The organism is Streptococcus timonensis (assembly GCF_047460355.1).
GTDB lineage: Bacteria > Bacillota > Bacilli > Lactobacillales > Streptococcaceae > Streptococcus > Streptococcus timonensis_A.
In genome coordinates, this window is record NZ_JASHGL010000001.1 from 431,192 (window position 1) to 447,946 (window position 16,755).

Here is a 16,755-nt window from a genome sequence, read left to right on the forward strand (position 1 = left end):
ATTCGCTAGCTAGGGATAGTTTTTAGATAGAAGTTGTAATTAAGTTTTTTTACTCTTATTTTCTGACGATAAGGTCTTTTTTTGATATAATGGATAGGATTATAATGTTTTAGAAAGAGGTTCTTATGAGAGAATTAGAAACCGTGTTAGAGCAACGTTTTGGGCTTGTTTTTTCAGATAAACAGTTACTTGAAACAGCTTTTACTCACACTAGTTACGCCAATGAGCACCGCCTCTTAAAAATTTCACACAATGAACGCTTGGAATTTTTAGGAGACGCTGTTCTGCAATTATTGATTTCAGAATATCTGTACAAAAAATATCCTAAAAAACCAGAAGGTGACCTGTCTAAACTCCGTGCCATGATTGTACGTGAAGAGAGTTTAGCTGGTTTTGCCCGTGACTGCCAGTTTGACCAGTTTATCAAGCTAGGTAAGGGAGAGGAAAAATCTGGAGGCCGTAATCGAGATACCATCTTGGGAGATGCTTTCGAAGCCTTTTTGGGTGCCTTGCTTTTAGATAAGGATCTACTTACGGTAAAAGAGTTTATCTACCAGGTCATGATTCCAAAGGTTGAGGCTGGTGACTTTGAGATGATTAAAGACTACAAGACCCACCTTCAAGAATTACTCCAAGTCAATGGTGATGTCGATATTCATTATCAGGTGATTTCGGAAAATGGTCCTGCCCATGATAAGATGTTTGAGGTTGAAGTCCTAGTCGAGGGTCAAAGTTTAGGTAGGGGTCAAGGACGATCAAAAAAATTGGCCGAACAAGAAGCCGCTAAAAAAGCAGTTGAGGAAGGACTGGATTCATGTATTTAAAGGAAATTGAGATTCAGGGATTTAAGTCCTTTGCTGATAAGACCAAGGTTGTTTTTGACCAAGGAGTTACAGCGGTTGTAGGACCAAATGGTTCTGGAAAATCTAACATCACAGAAAGTTTACGCTGGGCTCTTGGGGAATCCAGTGTCAAAAGTCTTCGTGGTGGGAAGATGCCAGATGTTATCTTTGCAGGGACAGAAAGTAGAAAACCATTAAACTATGCTTCTGTAGTTGTTACTCTAGATAACCAGGATGGTTTCATCAAGGATGCAGGACAGGAAATCAAGGTGGAGCGTCATATCTATCGTACCGGGGATAGTGAATACAAGATTGATGGGAAAAAAGTCCGTCTTCGTGATATTCATGATCTTTTCTTAGATACCGGACTTGGACGCGATTCCTTCTCCATTATTTCTCAAGGGAAGGTCGAAGAAATCTTTAACTCCAAACCTGAGGAACGCCGCGCTATCTTTGAAGAAGCAGCTGGAGTTTTAAAATATAAAACTCGTCGTAAAGAGACGGAAAGTAAACTGCAACAAACTCAAGACAATTTAGACCGCTTGGAAGACATCATCTATGAGTTAGACAATCAAATCAAGCCCTTAGAAAAGCAAGCAACAACAGCTCGTAAATTCATGGACTTGGATGGTCAGCGTAAAGCCATCTACTTAGATGTTTTAGTTGCACAAATTCAAGCCAATAAGGCTGAATTGGATCTAACAGAAGAAGAATTAAACCAAGTCCATGAACTGTTGACTAGTTATTATCAAAAACGCGAGTCACTAGAACTTGAAAATCAATCTCTCAAGAAGCAGAGACAAGATTTACAAGCAGAGATGGCTAAAGATCAAACTAGTTTGATGGATTTGACTGCTCTAATCAGTGATTTAGAACGTAAATTGGCCTTGTCTAAACTGGAGACAGAGCAGGTTGCTCTCAATCAACAAGAGGCTCAAGCTCGTTTGGCTAGTTTGGATGAAAAGAGAAATGCTCTTATTCAAGAGAAGGAAGAAAAAGAAGCAAATCTCAGTCAGTTAGAAGAAAATCTAGCAGTCAATACCAAGGAACTCAATCGTTTAGAAGCTGAGTTAGAAGCATTTTCTGATGATCCAGATCAGATGATTGAGCAACTGCGTGAGCGCTTTGTTGCTTTCTTGCAGGAAGAAGCGGATGTCTCTAACCAATTGACACGGATTGAAAATGATCTTGAAAATAGTCGCCAACAGACTCAAAAGCAAGAAGAACAATTGGAGTCCTTGAAGGAACAATTAGCTTCTGCCAAGTCTAAGGCAAGTGAACAAGAGGCTGATCTAAAATCAGCAAAAGAAAAAGTACAGAACTTACTTGCTGACTATCAGACGCATGCTAAACAGGAAGAAGAACAAAAGCAGGCTTATCAAAGTCAGCAAAGTCAACTTTTTGACCGTTTGGATAGTCTGAAAAACAAGCAGGCCAAGGCGCAAAGTCTGGAAAACATTCTTAAAAACCATAGTAATTTCTATGCGGGTGTTAAGAGTGTTCTACAAGAAAAAAATCGACTGGGCGGTATTGTCGGAGCGGTCAGTGAACATTTAACCTTTGATGTTCGTTATCAAATAGCTCTTGAAATTGCCCTCGGGGCAAGTAGCCAACACATTATCGTTGAAGACGAACAGGCTGCGACTAAGGCTATCGACTTCCTTAAACGAAACCGATCTGGTCGTGCGACTTTCCTACCTTTGACAACTATTAAGGCTCGTAGCATTTCTGGACAAAACCAAGATGTGATTGCCTCAAGTCCAGGTTTTCTTGGAATGGCAGATGAATTAGTTACTTTTGATGCCAAGCATGAAGCTATTTTTAAAAACTTGCTAGCTACAACAGCAATCTTTGATACCGTAGAGCATGCCCGTGATGCAGCTCGCAAGGTACGTTATCAGGTTCGAATGGTAACCCTCGATGGTACAGAATTGCGAACAGGTGGTTCTTATGCTGGTGGTGCCAATCGTCAAAATAACAGTATTTTCATCAAGCCTGAATTGGAGCAATTGCAAAAAGAGATTGCTCAAGAAGAAAAACTTCTTGGTCAGGAAGAAGAAAATCTGAAATCACTTCAAGAAGCCTTAACTACCCTCGCTCAAACTTTGGAGGTTATTAAGTCTCAAGGAGAGCAAGCTCGAATAGAGGAGCAGGGCTTATATCTGGCTTATCAACAAACTTGCCAACAAGTCGAAGAACTCGAAACACTTTTAGAACTTCAGGAAAAAGAATTAAACAATCTCAGAGGTGGAGATTGGCAAACTGAAAAAGAAAAATGCCAAGAACGTCTTTCAATCATCGCAACTGAAAAGCAAAAGCTGGAGTCTGAGATTGAAGAAATTAAGTCCAATAAAAATGCGATTCAAGAACGTTATCAAAGCTTGCAGGATAAACTTTCTCAAGAACGTCTGCTCAAAACAGAAATGATAGGGCGAAAACGTTACGAAGTTGCGGATATTGAACGAATTAACAAAGAGCTTGAATACCTTGATATGGAGCAAGATGAAATCGAACGCCTTCTCCAAGAAAAGGTAGACAATCTTGAAAAGGTTGATACGGAACTTTTGACCAAGCAGGAAAGAGAAGCCAAGAGTCAGAAGGAAGAAATTCAACAAGGACTCATTCGTAAGCAGTTTGAACTAGATGATATCGAAGGTCAGTTGGATGATATTGCCAGTCATTTAGAACAAGCTCGTCAGCAAAATGAGGAATGGATTCGTAAGCAAACACGTGCAGAAGCAACCAAAGAGAAGATTACGGACCGCCTTCGCTATCTTCAAGGCCAGCTGACTGAAGAATACCAGATTAGCTATACGGAAGCCTTAGAACAAGCTAATCAGTTGGAAGACTTGGCTGTCGCTGAACAAAAGGTCAAGGATTTGGAAAAATCTATCCGTTCACTTGGTCCAGTTAATTTGGATGCTATTGAACAGTTTGACGAAGTTCACGAACGTTTGGAATTCTTAAATAGTCAGCGTGATGACATTCTTTCTGCCAAAAATCTTCTTCTTGAAACCATTACAGAGATGAACGATGAAGTGAAGGAACGCTTTAAATCAACCTTTGAAGCTATTCGTGAGTCCTTTAAAGTGACCTTCAAGCAGATGTTTGGTGGTGGTCAAGCAGATCTAATTCTGACAGAAGGTGATTTATTGACAGCAGGTGTCGAAATCTCTGTGCAACCACCGGGCAAGAAAATCCAATCACTCAATCTCATGAGTGGTGGAGAGAAGGCCTTGTCAGCTCTGGCTTTGCTCTTCTCAATCATTCGTGTCAAGACCATTCCATTTGTTATCTTGGATGAAGTAGAAGCTGCACTCGATGAAGCAAACGTTAAACGCTTTGGGGATTATCTCAACCGATTTGACAAGGATAGCCAGTTTATCGTCGTTACCCACCGTAAGGGTACAATGGCGGCCGCAGACTCTATCTATGGGGTGACCATGCAAGAATCTGGTGTTTCTAAGATTGTTTCTGTTAAACTAAAAGATTTAGAAAATATGGATACTTAGTTTGTTTTTAATATAACATTTCAAGCTAGAGCATGTAGAATGACCTTCAAGAAGTCGGAGGGTTACAAAAATAATTTGAGGAGCTTATATGGATTTTGACCTATTCCTAATGATCTGTAATTATATTGGGACTATAGCCTTCGCGGCTTCAGGAGCCATCAAAGGATTTGGTAAACGATTAGATATTTTTGGAATTAGTTTATTGGCAATTGTAACGGCAGTAGGCGGAGGGATTTTGAGAGATTCTATTATCAGTCGTTTTCCTTCCTCTCTTGCTGATCCCAGCCCGATTTATGTCTCTATCCTTGTAGCGGTTATCATGTATGTCTTTGTAACCTCAAAACAGGCCAATGCTAGTCATGAAAAAAAGTTCTATAAGTGGCTGAGAGAAGCCTATCTCATCTTTGACTCCATTGGGCTGATTATCTTTTCCTTGATTGGAGCGACAGCCTTAGTGGATAGTAAGCTAAATTTGATGTCTGCAGGTCTTTTAGCCTGCTTAACGGGTGCAGGTGGAGGTATTATCCGAGATCTCCTGATCAATGAAGTTCCAAGTGTTCTAAAAGAAGACATCTATGCCCTTCTATCTTTCGTAATTGGCGTTATTTATTACTGGTTGGCCTTTGTCCTTCACTTTCCAAGAATCACTGTCTTTATCATTGTTTCTATTGTTGGTTTTGTGATTCGACTCTGCATCATTAAATTCCGACTCTCTTTGCCAAATATGGATAAGAGAACCTTGAATTGATGAATGGCTGAAAGTTTGATTCTAAACCTGTAAATAAGTTTAAAATAGTCATTTTATCAGCGTCTAATCTCATGTGGATTAGACGTTATTTTTTTGCAAATACGGGAAATTAATGATGTAAAGATTAATTTTTGCTAATATATTTGTAATTTAGAATAAGGTAGGAATAGCAATGAGTAATTTGAAACATTCTGTTGATTTTATTAAAGAAATAGAGAAGTTAAAGTCAGTGACAAGATTTAATAGAACTCTTGATGGCAGATTTGAAAATAGTGCCGAGCATTCCTGGCAGGGTGCCATAGCTGCAATGGTTCTTCAAGATTATTATCCTAAAAAATTGGATATGGAAAAAGTGATTCCTATGTTATTGATTCATGATTTAGGTGAGATTTATGCCGGAGATACTTGGGTTTTTGATGATGAAAAAAAGCTTCATTCTCATGATAGAGAACTAGCATCTATAGAAAAAACAATGAGCCTCCTTCCAGAAGAGAAATATTTGAATATGAAAAATTTGTGGTTGGAATTTGAAAAAGGGCAGAGTGCTGAAGCAAGATATGCAAGAGTGATCGATGCATTGGTACCACTGATAAATCACTTAGAAGTGTCAGAATTCAATTATAATCCTGATAATATCAGTGCAGACATGGTATTAGAAAAGAAAAAGTTCATAAAAAGTGAATCAGAAGAATTATGGAAACTGACGGAAGACTTGATTCAGGAAAGTGTGGAAAAAGGCTTATATTTTTAATAACAGTTAGCCCAATAGAAGATAGAATTTTAACCGGAGAATGGAAATATATATGATTAAACTTGTCACAACTGAAATCGGAATAAGGAAATTGATACAATAAAATACAAAGAAAGCCTTGGAATAAGCTGTTTCCAAGGCTTTATAGCTATCTATAGGTAGAAGGAAAAAATTGCTAGAGTAGATGATTTTTATTAGATACCCTTGATTATACCGTAGAGAATATTAGTCAAATAAAATTGTTTTGTTTTCACTAATGCATTTCTTATTATCATCCCAATAGTTAATACTTTCAAAGCTTCCATTTCTTAAATAAAGTGGTAGCCTTTTTCTTATTTCATCTTGCATTGGTATTTTATCAATATCTTTTAGATTCCACCATTTTGGCTCACCTTCAGCAGATGTGCTTAGTTCACCAGTAAACTGAGTACATAAAAAGTCATAGAAGACAAATCTCTCATTACCAATTGAATTAGTAAAGCCTGAAATTCCTTTTAATTCAAGATTTAATGCAGTGAGTCCAGTTTCTTCCTTAAGTTCCCGCAATGCAGCTTCAAAAAAACTTTCAGGGAATTCAACTTTTCCCCCCGGTGGAATCCAGCCAGGAAAATTATCGTGCTGTCTATTAAGTAATAAAATTTCTTGATTTTTTAAAACGCAAATATTAACCCAGTTTTTGATTTTTTCAGTCATATTATTAACCTCCAACAAGTATTTTTTCATATGCAAGATTATATGTCAAGAACTATATGCTATTTATGATTGTGACAAATGTATCTCAGCCAAAGATTGATAATTTTTACGCAATAGCTGATGAACTCTCAGAATAGACTTCAATCAAGGACTTTGGAAGAAAAGTGTTGAGAGGTTGGATATAAAAGAAGGTAAGCAAATCAGCCTGGCCTTTAAATTGGCCCTACGGGATTATTTATAGAAGACAAAGACGTGTCAATTCAGCACGTCTTTTTTTACTTTTTCTATGGTATAATAGAAGGTAGATTTATTAATTGGAGTATGAAGAATTTTATGATTAAATTAGTAGCAACGGATATGGACGGTACTTTTTTGGATGGTGCCGGTCAATTTGATATGGAGCGTCTGAAAAAGTTGCTCCATTCTTATAAAGAAAAAGGAATCTATTTTGCTGTTGCATCTGGTCGTGGGCTTTTGTCACTTGAAAAGCATTTTGCGGATGTCAAAGATGAGATAATCTTTATTGCTGAAAATGGTAGTTTGGTTCGTTTTCATGGAGAGGACCTTTATGAAGCAACCATGCCTCGTGATTTTTACCTATCAACATTTGAAAAGCTAAAGACTTCACCTTATTTTGATGAGAAAAAGATGCTCTTGACTGGTAAGAAAGCTTGTTATGTATTAGACACAGTAGATGAAACCTATCTTATGTTTAGTCATCATTATAATGAGAATATCCAAAAGGTTGCCAGACTAGAAGATATTACCGATGAGATTTTCAAATTCACAACTAACTTTACTGAAGAGACTGTAGAAGCCGGAGAAGCTTGGGTCAATGAACATGTGCCTGGTGTTAAGGCTATGACGACAGGCTTTGAATCCATTGACATCGTTTTAGACCATGTTGACAAGGGAGTTGCAATTGTAGAGCTAGCAAAAAAATTGAATTTGGATATGGACCAAGTGATGGCCTTTGGTGATAATCTTAATGACCTGCACATGATGCAAGTTGTAGGGCACCCAGTCGCGCCTGAAAATGCTCGTCCAGAGATTTTAGAACTAGCTGAAACAGTTATCGGACATCACAAAGACCAATCAGTTATTGCTTATATGGAGGGATTGTAATGGCAGATATTCAATTAATTGCCTTAGACTTGGATGGAACCTTGCTGACGACAGACAAGAAATTGACTGATCGTACTAAGGCAACTTTAAAGGCTGCGCGTGAACAGGGCGTCAAGGTAGTTCTAACAACTGGACGTCCTCTCAAGGCTATGGATTTCTTCCTTAAAGAGCTTGGAACAGACGGCCGTGATGACGAATATACTATCACATTCAACGGTGGATTGGTTCAGAAAAATACAGGTGAGATTCTTGATAAGACAGTCTTTTCAATTGATGATGTGAGCCGTATTTATGAAGAAACTGAAAAATTAGGAATCCCCTTAGATGCAATTTCAGAAGGAACAGTTTACCAGATTCAGTCTGACCAAGAAAGTTTATATGCTCAGTTTAACCCGGCTCTAACTTTTGTTCCAACTGCTTTTGAAGATTTGTCTAGTCAGGTAACATACAATAAATGTGTGACTGCCTTTCCTCAGGAGCCTTTGGATGCAGCTATTCAAAAGATTTCATCAGAATTATACGACCAATATGAAATTTTTAAATCACGTGAACTCTTGCTAGAATGGTCACCAAAGAATGTTCATAAGGCGACAGGATTATCTAAACTGATTGAACACCTGGGAATTGACCAAAGTCAAGTCATGGCTTGCGGAGATGAAGCTAATGACCTTTCGATGATTGAGTGGGCCGGTCTCGGTGTCGCTATGCAAAATGCTGTTCCAGCAGTTAAGGCTGTGGCAAATGTGGTAACACCAATGACTAATGATGAAGAAGCTGTCGCCTGGGCAATTGAAAAATATGTACTGAAGGAGAACTAAAGAATGGGATTATTTGACCGTTTATTTGGAAAAATAGAAGAACCTAAAATTGAAGATGTTGTCAAAGAAGCTCTAGAAAACATTGATTTATCGGATGATAGCCAGCAAACTGAGACGCTAGAATCTGAAAATATCGAAGTCAAAGAGCAAGATGTGACTGTTGTAGCCGAAGAAAATGTTGAAGGCTTATTTGAAGCAGAGGTTGACAAAGTAACTATTGTCGAATCAGTTGACGAAGTGAAGGTTTCTCAAGAAGAGTTAAATCAAGTCCAAGAGGTAGAAAGTCCTCGAGAGGAATCGATTCATGTTGAAGAGATTACTTCAAATGATAGTGACGAGAAAGAAATTGTTCAGCCTCAATCAAACGAAGCAGAAACAGAAGTTTTTGAAGAAGAGGAAGCAAACCAAGCAATCGAAGAAACTCCTCAGGTCGAAGAGACTGTACAGGAAAAGTATGATCGTAGTCTCAAGAAAACTCGTACAGGATTTGGTGCCCGTTTAAATGCCTTTTTTGCTAATTTCCGCTCAGTTGATGAAGAGTTTTTCGAAGAACTAGAAGAGCTACTGATCATGAGTGACGTTGGTGTTCAGGTAGCTTCAAATCTTACTGAAGAATTACGCTATGAGGCCAAGCTTGAGAATGCTAAGAAACCAGAAGCCCTTCGTCGTGTTATCATTGAGAAATTGGTGGAGCTCTATGAAAAAGATGGAAACTACAATGAAAGTATTAACTTCCAAGATGGTTTGACAGTCATGCTCTTTGTAGGTGTCAATGGTGTCGGGAAAACAACTTCTATCGGGAAATTGGCACACCGCTACAAACAAGCTGGCAAGAAAGTCATGCTGGTTGCAGCAGATACCTTCCGTGCTGGTGCGGTTGCTCAGTTAGCAGAATGGGGTCGTCGTGTAGATGTTCCTGTCGTAACTGGTCCTGAGAAAGCAGATCCAGCCAGCGTTGTCTTTGATGGGATGGAGCGAGCAGTAGCAGAAGGTATTGATATTTTGATGATTGATACAGCTGGTCGTTTGCAAAACAAAGAAAACTTGATGGCTGAGTTGGAAAAAATTGGCCGTATCATCAAACGTGTTGTGCCAGAAGCCCCTCATGAAACCTTCCTAGCTTTGGATGCTTCAACAGGACAAAATGCTCTAGTACAAGCTAAAGAGTTTTCAAAAATTACACCTGTCACTGGTATTGTACTTACTAAAATTGACGGAACTGCCCGTGGTGGTGTTGTTCTTGCTATCCGTGAAGAACTCAATATTCCTGTTAAGCTGATTGGTTTTGGTGAAAAAATCGATGATATCGGGGAATTCAATTCTGAAAACTTTATGAAGGGTCTTTTAGAAGGTCTACTATAAAAGAAAATCCTGCAAGAATTCTTGCAGGATTGTTTTTGATTATTCTAGTCGACCATTCTTACGATAGGCGATGTCAGGTTGCAGGTGCGATCGTTGCTGTAGCGGCGGTTGAACGCAATACAACAAAGATCGTCTGAAAGTTGGCTGAAATTTGTTGGGAATCAGACGGCCTGATAGGATATTGGAACAAAAAAACGCATGCATACCCTTCGCACCCAGTACGAAGGTTACGGCTTATTATTCACTCTAGTTAATTGATTATATTTACGTAATTTGGCTATATCTGTCCTTGTTTTTATCATTTCAATACAATTAAATTGTATTTTATAATCTTCTTCATAATACATATCAAGCTGTTCATAATCTGTTTCGTAATACATAATATCAATTGTTTCAATTACTTTATCACTACAATTTATAATAAAAATTAATTCATTATTATTTACGAAATCATATAGATATGATAATCCTATCATAGAATTTTGTGTAAATATAGCCACGTTATCTGAAAAATCCTCTGTGTCAGGAATAATTTCATTTAATATATTCAACGTTTTTTTAATCTTATCAGGAGTAAATTCTTTGTTTATACTAATATATAAAAATATTCTATCTAGCAACTTAGTACATAAGGAAAAATATGGTTCTTTAGTTACTCTTTTAATATGATTTTCTTCTAAAAATTTATCAAAATCTTCTATGAAATGTAAAATTCTATCGATGCAACATGCTCCAAAAAGTAATCTTTGTGTATTTGTTAAATTGTCTAATTCCTTTTTTACTTTTTCTTCATATTTTTCCATATTAGCACCTTTCTATGTTACGTCTTTTTTCGATACCAATCCGGCCACATTGCGGATGATGTGCGGACAGCCCGGCACGCTCCAGCATTCGCCGAGCCAGCCTATTCCGTATTAGTCGGAATAAAAGCTGCGGCTCCATACTAGCCGAGGAGGAATGCATCAGCGATCTGGCAGGTTTGGTGGCAGTGTGGGAAAGTATGCTTTTGTGGCTGGGCATGACTAGTTTGTCGCGGTTGGTACGGTTGGTTTTGTTTCAGACACTTTAAGCAGGAGCTCAATTCAATCTCTGCTTGCTAACAGTTTTATTTGAAAACAAATGATACATATAAATTTTGATTATTTTTAAAGTTATCTAGATATTCTCTAGTATTTATAATACTATCACTTTGAATATTTCCTTCGTAATACCAATTATCATAGGTATGTTCAAATTTATTATTATTTTTTTTATATAAATCTCCTCCTAAAATAAAAAAATTTAAATTTTCTAAAATATCTATAATATCATTAGATAATTCTATAGGTATAATTACAGTATTTTCTCCTTGTTCAAATAAACTGACTCCATTATTAATATAAATGCTAATTAATTTATTCATTCATAAATATACTCCAGTGGTTATTAATTAGGTTTAAATCAACGGTGATTAATGTTGCCATTTGACTCTTTTATATATTCAAAAACCCCTTCTTTTCCTTTATATCTTCCAGGTATTTCTAGTTTTTGTCGTGTTATTCCATCATCACCTTTAATTTTTGATACTTTACCATATCTTGAGAAACTATCAACAACCTTAGGGCAACTATGATAATCTCCTGATGAAGCCTGTTTTTAACTTTTTCTGTGTATCTTGTCCCTTTAAAGAAATTTTTTGCTTGACACTTGCCAACACATAATTTTGCAGCTTTGCCTAAAACAGGATCTGTTATCGCACCGATACCAGATCCAAGTGCCACACTTCCATAATCAATATCATTCCATTCTTTACCATTAATTACATTAGAAGCGACTTGCATACCTGCATCCGTTGCGGCACCTGGAAGTGCATCCACTCCCATCGCAATTAGAATCGGTATAAAAGCTATATTTACACTTGGATCTATCCAACTTTGAGTATTCGGCGCAAATCGGAAAAAGTTAAATCCACCTCACAACCCAATCGGATCCTGATTGGTGAATCTTCCGTAGTCAAGCTCATAGTACCTGAAGAAGTTGTAGTGGTGCTCTGTCTCACGGTCAGCATATTGGTTTTGCAATCGGAAGGACTGGTATGCGTTATCCGTTACTCTGGTTTCTTCTTTCAGACGCCCCCAGGTGGTGTATTCGCCGTAAAATAAGAGATTGCCGTGGATGTCCGTTATCTCCCTCAGGATGCTGATTTGGTCGCACTGGAAGTAGTGGGTTTGTTGGTGGCTTTCTCCGTCTTCGTTGGTTCGGTTGTGTAACTGTGCCAAAGGTTCGTAGCTGTCGGGATCGGTGTAGATATAGATATACCTGCTGTTCGGGTGTACTTCCTGTAGCAAATGGCTGCCGTCCCAAACGAAGTGGGTTGGGGTTTCGAGATCGTCTGAAAAGGTTTAGGATAGTGTTTTCAGACGGCATGGTATTATTTTTGTTAGATTTTCTAAATAATAAATATTTTTTTCAATTGGTTATTCAAAATTTTTTAAATTTCCTCTAGTTTTTCTTTCATCAAGTTTTCTAGCCAGTTTTCAAATTTCTCAAATTCAGTATCCTCTTCCCACTCTTCAGGAGGAATATCAGGAAAAAAAACACCAAAATTTTCATTTTCTTTTGTAAGAAGGAAACCAGCTTGATCGCCAGTTCTTGGAATGGAAATAGTAATTAAGATATTAGGGAATAAATTACAATCAGTTCCTTCAAAAACTTGTTGTGACCAATCATAAAGCTCGTTAGGAGCTAAAAAATCGAATCCAGGTAGTAACTCATCTTGAAACAAAGTACAAGATCCTACTGTTAGAAGAAATTCTCTATATATTCTAGGGAATGTGACTTTATATTTTTTTTCAAAATCATTTATCTCATCTAAAGAAACATCATATCTTTTTTTAAAAATAAAATTTGATTTTCCATAATTAATTAAGTTTCCATTACTAGATTTGATTAAATCTTGTATATCTACAAGAATTTTTTTGAAATTATCCATAAATTAATATCCTTCGTTCAATTTTTGTATCTATTATCTAGAAACAATCTAGTTAATTATTCTTGTTGAGGGTGCTATATGGCAAATGTGTTCGTAGGGCAGACCCAGTACCGTGTATAGTTCCAGTATGAGGGTGTTTCACAGGAGTGAGATTCCACCATGTATTTGTATTAGAAGTAAAACTATACAAATTGCTCCCACCTAATAGTAAGATAGGATCCTGCTTCACAAATCGACACACATCAGAACCGTCTTCCACGACCACCAAAGGCGCAAAGCGAAGCGCTATCGAACCGTCCAGCGAAGCAAAAACGTAATGCCCATCCGGATTTTTGCTGAACAAAATCTCTTCGCTCTCAAACAATACCGGTTCCTCATCGTCTTCATCCACTTCCAGCAAACGGAACAAACAGCCCTGATAAGTCATTGGAACAAAAGGTTGCGTGCGTGTCTTGAGGTATGCACTCTATATGTATGCAGGCTACATCTTGCTTTTTACGCTTTTAAATTCCTGTGGTGAATTTTTTGAAACTCATCCGAAATAAAATCTCCAAATTCTTCAAATGATTCAATAGGTAAATTAAAAATTTCTGGTTTATAACGAATAAGCAGACTTAGGATATGATAATGACTTCTTGGTGTTTCACGTAATTCAATTCTCTCGAGTATTCTTTGTTTACCTTCCTCTTCATCCATTTTTTGTGCAATGGAAAAATCTGCATTGTGAGCCACTCCTAAAGCAGGATTAATGGAAGTAATTTCACTTGGGGTTGGATCTTGGTAATCGGGATCTTGAGCAATTATCCGCCAGTCTGACTCTAGCTTTGATTCAAATAAGGTATGACAGTCTAAAACGGTTTTGAATAAAATTGGGTAATTTCCAGCATTTTTATAATCAAATGACTCAACTGGGCTTGAAGTAAACAAATCAAAAATTCCTACAGTGGCACCAAGTTTATTTTTAGCGATTATTCTACCGTAACCGAATAATTTATCAGCTATTTTAAAGCAAAATAAATCACCATTCTTAAGATATCTATATAAAGTCTTGTTTTTTTCCCAATTAAATATTTTCATAATACTTTTCCTTTTCTATAGCATATAATGTCAAATTATTGGAAGATTTTTACAACCATTTTTGAGAATATGGTCTCTTCATTAACAAACCGACCCGCCTCAGGCTCGTAATAACTGAAGAAGTTGTAATGCAGCCCCGTCTCGAGGTCGGCATATTGGTTTTGCAATCGGAAGGGTTGGTGCGCCGTGCCCGTTACGTTCGTTTCGCTCTTCAGTTTACCCCAACCATAATAATCCCCGAACCAAACCAGGTTGCCTTCACCATCGGTCATTTCTCTCGGGATGCCGATTTGGTAGCAGTGGAAGTAGTGGGTTTGTTGTCAGCTTTCGCCGTCTTCAGTTGTCCAGTCGTGGACTTGCGCCAAGGGGTCGTAGCTGTCGGGAACGGTGTAGATATAGGTATATCTGCCGTCCCAAACGAATCCGTTTTCCTCTTAGAGGTCGTCTGAAAAACGAAAGCACTTGCGTGCGAAACGTACATGCCCTACGTCAGGACTGAAAGTTTATGCGGACTACGGCTTACTTAATAAATTTATTGAATATTCCAATTAAAAATATTTAAATGGATAAACATTAAACAAATTATTGCTTATACTATTTACTGAATATATAAACTCAGTTTTTATATTTTCCGTAAGTGTCTCTCCTTCATCTAATAGGTATTCTAAATCTCTGTATAACAAAGCCAACTGGATAAATTGTGAGAAATCTATCCCTAAATTTGTAAATCCAGATTTGGTATATTCTCCACTATCATGATTATAATGAAAAATGGTATTATCTATTTTATTTAAAAACCATCCATCTCCCTGTCCTGCTTGTCCAATACTCCAAAAACACCTTGATATTTCGGGATAATTGCACTCTAAGTATCTATTTTCATTTAAAGCCTCTTCATAATTAAAAAGGGAAATATCAGGTATTATCTCTACCCCCTGATACTTAGTAATAAATAACAAATAGTTATTATCCAGCTTAGGAAGTTTATCTAACTTTTTAATTTCTACTTTACGCTTAATACATATATTAAAAAAATCCTCGGGAAATAATTTTGATTTGAACATAAAAGTATCCTCCATAATTTTTTTGATAGAAAGATATTTCCTTCAATATTTTCCTAATCCTTTTATTATTTTTTTAGATATTGTAGCTATGCCGTCATTATTTTTTAAATTTAGTAAACTACGACTTCGCAATCAGATTCCCCAAAAATATACTCAATAAATTCATTTAATCTTTTATCAGGTTTATAAGTAATAATTAGATTTTCAATACTATTTTGATAAATTTTTTGTTTCTCTTGAAAATAAATAACTAATTTATCAGAATAAATTTCTACCCTTTTAAAACCACCTATTCCTGAATATTGCTGACTGTTTATTTCATAATAATAGTATTCTAAGTCATCAACTTCTCTTTGCAAGATTAAGTAATTATCAGGGTTAGGTTTGTCACTATCTGCAAATGCAATAGTAAGAATATCATCTTCTATTTTGTAATACGTATTTATTGAAATAATTTCCATAAACAATTCCTTATCATATTGTTACTTAATATTTTCTAGGTGGAGGTGTTTGTAGTTTTTTTCCAGCTGGGCGAGGTGCTTTACGAGTTCTTTTTTGAAGATTTTCGCTTTAATCAGTTGGTCGTGCAAATCGTAGAAATAGTTCAGCACTTCGCAGTCGGCCAGTTCGCGGTGGATCAGGTTGGATAACTTTGTGGAATTGTTGAGACTTCCTACCTCACCTGCCATTATTGTTGTATATGCTCATGAGCATATATACATTTAATTCCTTGTTCTATAGTGGTAATTAAATCATTAATTGTGTTATCAGATTTTATAAATAATGGATTTTGCCAATCACAATTTTTAACTACGTAAACTTTGAATTTTCCATTTCTACCGATATGGGAATACCACCCAACATCTAAAATATATTTTTCATTAAAGAACTGTACTTGTAATAAATCTTCTTCAAATTCAAGTTTATTGATTAATCCATTAGTGTCATTGAATAACCAAAATAAATGGTCATAAGTAATAATGCCATCTTTAAAATCAATTTTAGGTACCATTTCAAATTGCTCCTAATCTTTTCAACTTTTCTTTTTTTGTAATTGGATGTCCATGTATTACTCCTTGAGAGCATTCAACTCGTATGTATGTTGTATCTATCCCTTCTGATGCACCAATAATTTTTCCGGAATCATATACTTTATAATGTACGTTTTTTCCAAATGGTGAAACTAGAGTTCCTTTTGTTCAAGCTATTCTTTCTAATGATTCACTATGAATTTTAGGTTTATATTTTGCAGGTTCACCATTTTTTGTAGCTTTTCGGATTTTAGACCAGAATTTTTAGGGGGAACATGTTTTCCTCCATGAGAAGTCCAATCTAAGGAATCATTATCACATGGATTATTACAGGCACCTGGAGCATTAGATAATCCGAGCGGATCAAACTACTTCTGCGTATTCGGCGCAAAAGCATATAAATTCTCCCCTCCCCACAATCCAATCGGCTCCTGATTCACAAACCGATCCTCATCAGGCTCGTAGTACCTGAAGAAGTTATAGTGGAACTCTGTCTCACGGTCAGCATATTGGTTTTACAGGCGGAAGGGCTGGTATGCGCTATCCGCAACCTTGGTTTCCTCTTTCAGACGACCCTAGCCGGTGTATTCTCCGTACCACAACAGATTGCCGTCCTTATCGGTCATCTTTCTCGGGATGCCGATTTGGTCGCAGTGGAAGTAGTGGGCTTGTTGGACGCTTTCACTTTCTTCGTTGGTCCAGTTGTGTACATGTGCGTATCTCACGTGCCCTATGTCAGGATTGAAAGTTTCATGCGGGCT

At 37.0% G+C, this 16,755-nt stretch carries 21 protein-coding genes and 1 pseudogene; 7 read left to right on the forward strand and 15 right to left on the reverse strand.

What is annotated here, in order from left to right; translation table 11 throughout:
- Positions 1-125: 125 nt before the first annotated feature.
- The 4 genes from rnc (at position 126) to QM941_RS02105 (ending at position 5,853) form a co-directional block, all read left to right on the forward strand.
- Positions 126-824 (forward strand): ribonuclease III, encoded by a 699-nt coding sequence (rnc, locus tag QM941_RS02090; protein ID WP_414338335.1) that lies wholly within the window; start codon positions 126-128, stop codon positions 822-824.
- A complete protein-coding gene (smc, locus tag QM941_RS02095; RefSeq protein WP_414338338.1) occupies positions 815-4,354 on the forward strand; it encodes a chromosome segregation protein SMC in 3,540 nt (1,179 codons plus the stop codon). The genes rnc and smc overlap by 10 nt, the downstream gene beginning before the upstream one ends.
- Before the next feature lie 88 nt (positions 4,355-4,442).
- The gene (locus tag QM941_RS02100; protein WP_049530871.1) at positions 4,443-5,102 is read left to right on the forward strand and encodes a trimeric intracellular cation channel family protein; all 660 of its coding nucleotides are present in this window, start codon (positions 4,443-4,445) and stop codon (positions 5,100-5,102) included.
- Positions 5,103-5,274: 172 nt separating this feature from the next.
- A complete protein-coding gene (locus QM941_RS02105; protein ID WP_414338342.1) occupies positions 5,275-5,853 on the forward strand; it encodes an HD domain-containing protein in 579 nt (192 codons plus the stop codon).
- 225 nt (positions 5,854-6,078) lie between these two features.
- Here the strand turns inward: QM941_RS02105 and QM941_RS02110 are convergent, their stop codons facing one another.
- Positions 6,079-6,546 carry an 8-oxo-dGTP diphosphatase gene (locus QM941_RS02110; protein WP_414338344.1) on the reverse strand — a complete coding sequence of 156 codons (468 nt, stop codon included), beginning with the start codon at positions 6,544-6,546 and terminating at the stop codon, positions 6,079-6,081.
- A 333-nt stretch (positions 6,547-6,879) separates the two neighbouring features.
- On the opposite strand from QM941_RS02110, the gene QM941_RS02115 reads away from it, so the two are divergent.
- Genes QM941_RS02115 through ftsY form a run of 3 tightly spaced genes read left to right on the forward strand, consistent with a single transcriptional unit; the run spans position 6,880 to position 9,851 of the window.
- Positions 6,880-7,671, forward strand: coding sequence for a Cof-type HAD-IIB family hydrolase (locus tag QM941_RS02115; protein ID WP_414338346.1), 792 nt, complete (start codon positions 6,880-6,882; stop codon positions 7,669-7,671).
- A complete protein-coding gene (locus QM941_RS02120) occupies positions 7,671-8,489 on the forward strand; it encodes a Cof-type HAD-IIB family hydrolase (RefSeq protein WP_414338349.1) in 819 nt (272 codons plus the stop codon). The genes QM941_RS02115 and QM941_RS02120 overlap by 1 nt, the downstream gene beginning before the upstream one ends.
- Positions 8,490-8,492: 3 nt before the next feature.
- Positions 8,493-9,851: a signal recognition particle-docking protein FtsY gene (gene ftsY / locus QM941_RS02125; RefSeq protein ID WP_414338351.1), complete on the forward strand. Its 1,359-nt coding sequence runs from the start codon at positions 8,493-8,495 to the stop codon at positions 9,849-9,851.
- A 227-nt stretch (positions 9,852-10,078) separates the two neighbouring features.
- On the opposite strand, the gene QM941_RS02130 is transcribed toward ftsY, so the two are convergent.
- From QM941_RS02130 to QM941_RS02195, 14 genes and pseudogenes are all read right to left on the reverse strand, one after another.
- Positions 10,079-10,654 carry a hypothetical protein gene (locus QM941_RS02130; RefSeq protein ID WP_414338353.1) on the reverse strand — a complete coding sequence of 192 codons (576 nt, stop codon included), beginning with the start codon at positions 10,652-10,654 and terminating at the stop codon, positions 10,079-10,081.
- 302 nt (positions 10,655-10,956) lie between these two features.
- Positions 10,957-11,253 carry a hypothetical protein gene (locus QM941_RS02135; RefSeq protein WP_414338355.1) on the reverse strand — a complete coding sequence of 99 codons (297 nt, stop codon included), beginning with the start codon at positions 11,251-11,253 and terminating at the stop codon, positions 10,957-10,959.
- A gap of 133 nt (positions 11,254-11,386) precedes the next feature.
- On the reverse strand, positions 11,387-11,713 hold the full coding sequence (locus tag QM941_RS02140; protein ID WP_142557632.1) for a hypothetical protein: 327 nt from the start codon (positions 11,711-11,713) through the stop codon (positions 11,387-11,389).
- Between the two features lie 90 nt (positions 11,714-11,803).
- Positions 11,804-12,178 carry an RHS repeat-associated core domain-containing protein gene (locus tag QM941_RS02145; protein WP_142557630.1) on the reverse strand — a complete coding sequence of 125 codons (375 nt, stop codon included), beginning with the start codon at positions 12,176-12,178 and terminating at the stop codon, positions 11,804-11,806.
- Positions 12,179-12,321: 143 nt separating this feature from the next.
- Positions 12,322-12,822, reverse strand: a complete 501-nt coding sequence (locus QM941_RS02150; protein WP_414338358.1) for an SMI1/KNR4 family protein — start codon at positions 12,820-12,822, stop codon at positions 12,322-12,324.
- A 52-nt stretch (positions 12,823-12,874) separates the two neighbouring features.
- Complete coding sequence (locus tag QM941_RS02155) at positions 12,875-13,249, reverse strand: hypothetical protein (protein ID WP_414338360.1); 375 nt, start codon at positions 13,247-13,249, stop codon at positions 12,875-12,877.
- 68 nt (positions 13,250-13,317) lie between these two features.
- On the reverse strand, positions 13,318-13,899 hold the full coding sequence (locus QM941_RS02160; RefSeq protein WP_414338363.1) for an Imm26 family immunity protein: 582 nt from the start codon (positions 13,897-13,899) through the stop codon (positions 13,318-13,320).
- 35 nt (positions 13,900-13,934) lie between these two features.
- Positions 13,935-14,171, reverse strand: coding sequence for an RHS repeat domain-containing protein (locus tag QM941_RS02165; protein WP_285338235.1), 237 nt, complete (start codon positions 14,169-14,171; stop codon positions 13,935-13,937).
- A gap of 276 nt (positions 14,172-14,447) precedes the next feature.
- Entirely contained in the window at positions 14,448-14,963 is a 516-nt protein-coding gene (locus tag QM941_RS02170; RefSeq protein ID WP_414338366.1) for an SMI1/KNR4 family protein, read from the reverse strand.
- A 110-nt stretch (positions 14,964-15,073) separates the two neighbouring features.
- The gene (locus tag QM941_RS02175) at positions 15,074-15,424 is read right to left on the reverse strand and encodes a hypothetical protein (RefSeq protein ID WP_414338369.1); all 351 of its coding nucleotides are present in this window, start codon (positions 15,422-15,424) and stop codon (positions 15,074-15,076) included.
- Positions 15,425-15,445: 21 nt separating this feature from the next.
- Positions 15,446-15,652: a hypothetical protein gene (locus tag QM941_RS02180; RefSeq protein WP_414338371.1), complete on the reverse strand. Its 207-nt coding sequence runs from the start codon at positions 15,650-15,652 to the stop codon at positions 15,446-15,448.
- Positions 15,652-15,975 (reverse strand): hypothetical protein, encoded by a 324-nt coding sequence (locus tag QM941_RS02185; protein ID WP_414338372.1) that lies wholly within the window; start codon positions 15,973-15,975, stop codon positions 15,652-15,654. The genes QM941_RS02180 and QM941_RS02185 overlap by 1 nt, the downstream gene beginning before the upstream one ends.
- A gap of 387 nt (positions 15,976-16,362) precedes the next feature.
- Positions 16,363-16,446 (reverse strand): annotated as a pseudogene (locus QM941_RS02190) (RHS repeat-associated core domain-containing protein); the annotation flags it as partial.
- A 123-nt stretch (positions 16,447-16,569) separates the two neighbouring features.
- Positions 16,570-16,719, reverse strand: a complete 150-nt coding sequence (locus QM941_RS02195) for an RHS domain-containing protein (RefSeq protein ID WP_414338374.1) — start codon at positions 16,717-16,719, stop codon at positions 16,570-16,572.
- Positions 16,720-16,755 lie beyond the last annotated feature (36 nt).

Excerpts from the sequence above, each read along its gene's own strand:
- QM941_RS02175 (WP_414338369.1), bottom strand. The coding sequence starts at position 15,424 with ATGGAAATTATTTCAATAAATACGTATTACAAAATAGAAGATGATATT.
- QM941_RS02180 (WP_414338371.1), bottom strand. The coding sequence starts at position 15,652 with ATGGCAGGTGAGGTAGGAAGTCTCAACAATTCCACAAAGTTATCCAAC.
- QM941_RS02130 (WP_414338353.1), bottom strand. The coding sequence starts at position 10,654 with ATGGAAAAATATGAAGAAAAAGTAAAAAAGGAATTAGACAATTTAACA.
- QM941_RS02105 (WP_414338342.1), top strand. The coding sequence starts at position 5,275 with ATGAGTAATTTGAAACATTCTGTTGATTTTATTAAAGAAATAGAGAAG.
- ftsY (WP_414338351.1), top strand. The coding sequence starts at position 8,493 with ATGGGATTATTTGACCGTTTATTTGGAAAAATAGAAGAACCTAAAATT.
- QM941_RS02160 (WP_414338363.1), bottom strand. The coding sequence starts at position 13,899 with ATGAAAATATTTAATTGGGAAAAAAACAAGACTTTATATAGATATCTT.
- QM941_RS02155 (WP_414338360.1), bottom strand. The coding sequence starts at position 13,249 with ATGACTTATCAGGGCTGTTTGTTCCGTTTGCTGGAAGTGGATGAAGAC.
- rnc (WP_414338335.1), top strand. The coding sequence starts at position 126 with ATGAGAGAATTAGAAACCGTGTTAGAGCAACGTTTTGGGCTTGTTTTT.
- QM941_RS02165 (WP_285338235.1), bottom strand. The coding sequence starts at position 14,171 with ATGACCGATGGTGAAGGCAACCTGGTTTGGTTCGGGGATTATTATGGT.
- QM941_RS02140 (WP_142557632.1), bottom strand. The coding sequence starts at position 11,713 with ATGGGAGTGGATGCACTTCCAGGTGCCGCAACGGATGCAGGTATGCAA.
- QM941_RS02110 (WP_414338344.1), bottom strand. The coding sequence starts at position 6,546 with ATGACTGAAAAAATCAAAAACTGGGTTAATATTTGCGTTTTAAAAAAT.
- QM941_RS02135 (WP_414338355.1), bottom strand. The coding sequence starts at position 11,253 with ATGAATAAATTAATTAGCATTTATATTAATAATGGAGTCAGTTTATTT.
- QM941_RS02170 (WP_414338366.1), bottom strand. The coding sequence starts at position 14,963 with ATGTTCAAATCAAAATTATTTCCCGAGGATTTTTTTAATATATGTATT.
- QM941_RS02115 (WP_414338346.1), top strand. The coding sequence starts at position 6,880 with ATGATTAAATTAGTAGCAACGGATATGGACGGTACTTTTTTGGATGGT.
- QM941_RS02150 (WP_414338358.1), bottom strand. The coding sequence starts at position 12,822 with ATGGATAATTTCAAAAAAATTCTTGTAGATATACAAGATTTAATCAAA.
- QM941_RS02120 (WP_414338349.1), top strand. The coding sequence starts at position 7,671 with ATGGCAGATATTCAATTAATTGCCTTAGACTTGGATGGAACCTTGCTG.
- QM941_RS02185 (WP_414338372.1), bottom strand. The coding sequence starts at position 15,975 with ATGGTACCTAAAATTGATTTTAAAGATGGCATTATTACTTATGACCAT.
- QM941_RS02100 (WP_049530871.1), top strand. The coding sequence starts at position 4,443 with ATGGATTTTGACCTATTCCTAATGATCTGTAATTATATTGGGACTATA.
- smc (WP_414338338.1), top strand. The coding sequence starts at position 815 with ATGTATTTAAAGGAAATTGAGATTCAGGGATTTAAGTCCTTTGCTGAT.